The 6,125-nt window shown below is 44.8% G+C and carries 5 protein-coding genes; 3 read left to right on the top strand and 2 right to left on the bottom strand.

Annotated features, from left to right (window positions below; translation table 11 throughout):
- Window positions 1–89 precede the first annotated feature (89 nt).
- Window positions 90–1,649, bottom strand: coding sequence for a LamG-like jellyroll fold domain-containing protein (locus VNN20_05370; GenBank protein HWP91606.1), 1,560 nt, complete (start codon window positions 1,647–1,649; stop codon window positions 90–92).
- A gap of 426 nt (window positions 1,650–2,075) precedes the next feature.
- The gene (locus tag VNN20_05365; protein HWP91605.1) at window positions 2,076–2,348 is read right to left on the bottom strand and encodes a hypothetical protein; all 273 of its coding nucleotides are present in this window, start codon (window positions 2,346–2,348) and stop codon (window positions 2,076–2,078) included.
- Between the two features lie 603 nt (window positions 2,349–2,951).
- Between VNN20_05365 and VNN20_05360 the strand changes: the two genes are divergently transcribed.
- From VNN20_05360 to VNN20_05350, 3 genes are all read left to right on the top strand, one after another.
- Complete coding sequence (locus VNN20_05360) at window positions 2,952–4,007, top strand: LLM class flavin-dependent oxidoreductase (protein ID HWP91604.1); 1,056 nt, start codon at window positions 2,952–2,954, stop codon at window positions 4,005–4,007.
- 214 nt (window positions 4,008–4,221) lie between these two features.
- Window positions 4,222–5,253, top strand: a complete 1,032-nt coding sequence (locus VNN20_05355; GenBank protein ID HWP91603.1) for an alcohol dehydrogenase catalytic domain-containing protein — start codon at window positions 4,222–4,224, stop codon at window positions 5,251–5,253.
- 478 nt (window positions 5,254–5,731) lie between these two features.
- Complete coding sequence (locus VNN20_05350; GenBank protein ID HWP91602.1) at window positions 5,732–6,121, top strand: CBS domain-containing protein; 390 nt, start codon at window positions 5,732–5,734, stop codon at window positions 6,119–6,121.
- The last annotated feature ends 4 nt before the right edge of the window (window positions 6,122–6,125 follow it).

The following is a 6,125-nucleotide window of genomic DNA, read 5'->3' as shown; positions in this document are numbered from 1 at the left end:
AAGATGTTCTCTCTTCTATTTCCTCTGGCGGTTATATGGTAGGTGGCATTTTCAAAGGCAAGCCTAAGCGGCCTCGTCATAAGCTAAGCTTAAATCTCTCTGCCAACAATGTCAAATGTTGAGACCTGACCCCTTGTGTGTTTTTGGTAAGTAGTTATGTGACCTCGTTTAGAGGTCTGAGAGGTCATACGGTGGTTAGAATCATAGGAGAACTGTCTGAACGTCCCGTCAGGATCTGTAATCTTGATAAGATTCCCAGCGCCGTCGTGCTCAAATATTGTTGTGCGCCCGGCTGGGTCTGTGACACTCGATAGCTTGTCTCCGGTGTAAGTTAACGTAGTAATCTTACCAACCGGATCGGTGATACTTGTTAATCTATTTTGGCCATCATATTGATACGTTGTGGTGTTTCCATTCCTATCAACAACTGAAGTCTGAAGCCCCTGTGCATTGAAGTTAATTACCGTTCCGTCTTTCATCTTGCGGGTAAATGTGCCATCCGGGTTTTGAAACAGGATAGAATAATCTCCGGGTGGAGTTATGAAATCGCCATCTGTATCTCTATTATATGGCTTATAAGTTATCCATGTTGGGTCATTATCAGATACTAAGGTTTTATTTCCTAGAATTCCATTATTCCCACCGGTTAAATCATTTAAAACCTGCCCTTGCCCCTCGTCAAAATTGGCATAGAAAACCAACCCCGATTCATTTCCGGTCAACTGAACGGACATGGTATTTTGAATTTCCTGTTGAGTGCGTTCAGCCTGCCATATACGGACCTCATCTATATCCCCCCTATGATGCCCGAGACTGAAAGGACTGAGTAATGAGTGTTGTATCCTGCCTATGCGAAACAAAGAACTTGCCCCAGATAGGTTTCCTTGCGTATATGAAGAATCATCTATTAACTCTCCATTCAAGTAGGTCTTATGATTACCACTGGTATAAACAACAGCCACGTGATACCATGTGTCCGGCAGTAATTGTGGATTTGTTATATATTTTCTTTGTGCATAACCTGAGCCTGGGAGTCTAGTAATGGTAATAGTAGAATCACGGCCAAATATGTTTACACCGATACCATGACCCCTTTCTATGACAGTACCTAAGCCACTCGTAACTGTTACGTTATTGACTACAGTGCTATGGTTAACCCCATAATCTGAAGCGCTAGGGATAGCCGGATCTTCAACCCTTACTTCCGGCCTTACCCATGCCTCTACTGTAAGTGGTAAAACCTTCATCATATTGCCAGTGCCAGACGGAAATGTTACATAATCATTGAACCCATCGAATTTAAGTGCTGAACCAACATCCTCGCCAACTGCTATCGGCGGGGTCAAAGTTGATGTTCTTGCTTTAAAATGAAGCAAACTTCCATCCCCCTCGTCTATCAAGATGCTTCCATCTTCCTGAACGTACAATCTGGATAGGTCTCTTAAACTCCAACCTGATCCATATATGCTATTAACCAGATTATTAACTAACACCTCTCCGATCTCAAAGCTGGACCGTGTAGTGCTTGAATAGTTATTCCTAATCTCAACCTCATAGGGATACACCCCTGTAGGCATCGAGTTTGCGTCAAACTGGAGGGCTTGAACAAATTTCCTATCCCCCGATAAACCTACTACATTGGTATACATAGTGCCTTGCTCAACGCCATCAACTGTTAGAGTCATTGAGGTAGTGCTGGGAAGTGTTTCTGTATTTTGTAGAAATAGGCCAACCTGATTTTGAATTATCGGTCTCGGGTCAGCAAAGGTACTGTTATATTCAAACGTTAATGATCTGTCCTGATTAAGCGACTTGTAACTAACTAGAGAATGTTCCTCGCTTAAATTTCCACTGGCTAAACTATTACTTGAGCCCCAATTGTTATCCTGTATTGGACAACAATCATCACAAGGCGGCGGGTCTTGACTTGGTGGTCCTCCGCCAGGGCCCGGAGGCATAGGGCCAGTACAATTAGCTGTTCTAACTACTCCGCCTGATATGGTTTCTATGACTTCGCCGTCATCGCTTGAGCCGTCAGGAGCGGAATCGGCGGTTGATGAGTCGATTAGAATGACCTAGTCCCCGGATGGGGTATTCTCTAAGATAAAGTTCCCGGATGAATCGGTAATGGCTACGGTTTCCATTCCTCTGATAGAAATAGTTGCACCAACTATCGGTATTTCCATTCCCTGAGATGCAGCAATAGCATCAAATAATCTCCCGGTAACTGTCGTAGTTTCAGATGACGTAGTTGTCTGGGCTGATACCCAGAAAGTCAGTATTGCAAAAAGTGATACCAATAGGACTACACTTCCTGCAGCGCTATACCTGATTAGAGTTCGTTTCATTACAGCACCCCCATCCTTTTTACACTTTAGGTCTTGGACTGAAAGTTGAGGGGATGTTTAAAAGAAGAATCTATAAAGGGCTAGGAAATACTTAGTTAGATTCTGGTATCGAGTATAGGGGTGAGATTTCTTCTTTGTCTCCCCATCCTTCATCCTTCCTTCAAAATGCTTAAAATATGAACCGAAAATATCATGAGAGATTTATGAGTCAAGGCTTAGTTTGAATTTTGCGACTTTAGTACTAGTGCTTTAAGATTAAAAACAACTAAGGCTTTAGACCTGGGCCCTTGATAATCCTGCAACTAACAAACGCAGGTGGATTTCTAGAATCCCAGGCATAACACTGTTATCATAAATTAGTTGCTGTGCAGATTTTGGCAAATGTTTTTAATGAACCGGGATACTTAACCGCGCGACTCAAGGATTTTAAAGAAAGATTCAATTAATTTATACCCCTCAAATTTAAGTCCTATCTCCGGTGGAAAAGATTTGTGCCCGTGTTCACTATTTTAAAGAAATCACTCTTTTCAAAGAAATGTAAGTGTTGCATTTCGTGCATTCTTTTGTTTATAATGAGTTTCAATTTTAATAGCGAGGTGAAAAATGGGAAAAGAGATAAAATTCGGACTGTCCGCGCCGATGCCCGGGGCAGACTTGGAAGGTCTACTAAAATTTTCGGTTAAGGCAGATAAGCTTGGTTTTGATACCGTGTGGTACCCAGACCATATAGTTTTTGTGTCTCCGACCGAGGCCCATGAGGCTTGGACCGTAGCAACCGCCGCTGCGACCATGACCAAAAATATCCGCCTGGGAACCGTTTCCGACCCGCACAGGATGCATCCGGCTGTTTTTGCCCAGAGGCTGGCCACCATAGACCACATTTCCAAGGGAAGGGTCACCCTGGCGCTGGGGGTAGGAGAATCTATGAATTTAGATGCGTACGGAATTAAATGGAATAGGCCGCTGGCCCGGCTGAGAGAGGCTATGAAGATAATGCAGAGGTTATGGGCAAGCGAAGGTCCGGTTAATTTTATCGGGGAATTTTACACTATGTCCGATGCTTTCCTTCAGGTAAAGCCCTACCAAAGAAATAGGATTCCCATGTACATAGCCACTCATAGCCCTAAGGGGTTACGCCTTACCGGGGAAGTAGCCGATGGATGGCTCCCTATCGACCTTACCCCGAACCTTTATGCCGAGTATCTAAAAACGATCGAAGAAGGAACACAGTTGGGAGGCCGCTCCCTGGATGATATTGATACGGCTCTCTGGGCATTTACTTCCGTCGGTAAAAATGTGGACGACGCCTATAAGACGCTCGAACCCTTTAAATATGTCCTGATAATGCAGGATCAGCTCAAAAAAGCCGGCTACGACATCGAGATACCGGAGGAGTACAAGGGGCTTAACTACTTCAACGTCGTACCCCAGGACGAGGCAGGAAGGCAAAAGTTTAGGGAGTTGGGCAAATTCTTCCCGAGGGAGGCAGTCCTAGATTTCACTATAACCGGCTCGACAAAGGACTGTATTAAGAAGATAGAACAATACGTCGACAAAGGGGTGAGGCACTTTGTGCTCTTTTACCGATTCAGTCCCAACCCGGAAAAGGCGCTCAAGACTTATGCGAAGAAGATAATTCCTTATTTCAAGGAGAGATAATAGATGAAAACAGTAGGGGCTCAAAATTTTGAGCCCCTACTGTTTCTCACCGCGGTTATTACGGTTTTGTAAAGCGCAATGAGGAAAATATGCCTTTGATCACCAGGAACGCATATATGCGTTCCCTACATTGATAAGATAGATCGGTAATACGTTTTTAATCATTGTAGAGACGCATTGCAATGCGTCTCTACTTAGATTTGTTCCTAAAGAAATGTATAAAGCGGCGGTGTTAATTTCCCCGGAAGAAATAAGAATAGAGGAGCGTGAGGAGCCCAGCCTATCCGATAACGAAGTTCTGATTAGGGTTAAATTTGCCGGCGTCTGTGGGACTGATATCGCTTTATTCTCAGGACAATATAAGGTACCGTTGCCACTCGTTCTCGGGCATGAATTCAGCGGAGAGATTGTAGCTGTTGGAAACAAGCTAGATGAAGAACTTATAGGGAAGAGCGTCGTTGCTGAAATTAACAATACTTGCATTGCTTATAGAAATAAGGACTTATGTGAATTTTGTGAAATAGGACTCTCAAACCATTGCCCCAGAAGGACCGTCCTGGGAATAATCTCTTCAGACGGAGCTTTCGCCGAGCTTATTAAGGTCCCGGTTGGCAGTGTTCATGTTCTACCCCCGGAAATCTCCCTGGAAGAGGCCGTGCTGGTCGAGCCGCTTGCTGCGGCGATTCAAACGTTTGAGCTTACGCCGGCGAGTAAAGGCGATACCGTGGCTGTTTTGGGGGTTGGCCGCCTGGGTACTTTGGTTTGTGCCGTGGCAAATGCGCTCGGTGCCAGGGTAATAGCTATATCCCGCTCGAACTGGAAGCTGGAAAGGGCCAAAAATTTCGGCGCTACCGAAGTCATAAATTCATCTCTGGATGACCCGATTAAAAAAATTAAAGATTACACCGACGGGCTTGGAGCAAATATAGTTGTTGAAGCGACTGGAACACCGGACGGACTGGGCCTGGCCTTAGAACTCGTCCGCCCTAGAGGAACCGTCGCCCTTAAAACCACTTGTGGAGTAGAACAATGCCCCATTGACTCCACGAAGGCGGTGGTGAACGAAATTCGCATACAGGGCTCGCGTTGCGGTCCTTTTGAGAAAGCGATCAGCACGCTAAAGCAAAGAGAAATTCCATTTCAGCAACTCATTTCTCATTTTTACCCTCTGGACAAAACAAAAGAAGCAATAGCCACTGCAAGAACAGCCTCTAAGGTTCTTATTGATTTAACGATACCAGGCTGATTGTCCGACACAAACAGAGCCATAATTTCAATTTCCAGATTCCAAAAGTTTGATACTGATATTTTGAATTTGTAGTTCGTTTTAAGCTTGTCCAAAATAAGAGATTGCTTCGCCGCAAAGAGTAAAGATAGGATTTTTTGAGGTGTTCGCTCTTCCCCCGGTTAAACCGGGGGACCTGGCTCAGGACGAACGGGTCTTTTATTCCTGATTAACAGCGGACGTGTGCATCCGCTCATTCCTTCCCCGATTTAATCGGGGATCAACTCAGGACAGGCTCAGAGCCCCGTCGAAGGATGTAAATGCACTTATTCGGAACCCTATCCAGCCAGTCGAAAGGATAAATTCCACGACCGAACAATCCCATTTCTATACGGGATCATCGGAGCTTATTAATTAGCAGCTAAGTAATCGTAGAAGTTCTAGCTATGCTTTTATTATCGATTAGACTAAATCAATAAAAAGGGGTAAATTAAACCCGATGCATATCCGTAAGATAACAAAAAAGAAGGTAATCACGGTAAGCCCTAAAGACAAAGTGGTAAAGGCAGCGAGGCTTATGGATAAGAAAAATGTGGGGAGCGTTGTAGTAGTTCAGGACGGCAAGCCCGTTGGGATCCTCACCGATAGGGACATCGCCATCAGGGTAGTGGCTAAACAAGCGGATATGGACTCGACCCTGGTGAAAGACGTAATGACCGGCAGGATTGTTACCGGAAGGGAAGGGCAGAGGGCCGCCGAGCTTGCCAAGGTGATGCATGAGAACGGAATACGCCGTGTGCCCATAGTGGACAAGAAGGGAAAGCTTACCGGGATAATTACCCTGGATGACCTCCTATACCTAATCGGAATCAGATTAAGGTTTTCCTAACTAT

Source organism: Thermodesulfobacteriota bacterium, from assembly GCA_035559815.1.
Taxonomy (GTDB): Bacteria; Desulfobacterota_D; UBA1144; order Nemesobacterales; family CSP1-2; genus DATMAT01.
The sequence above is the reverse complement of the archived record's forward strand: the minus strand, read 5'-3'. Positions and strand labels throughout refer to the sequence as shown.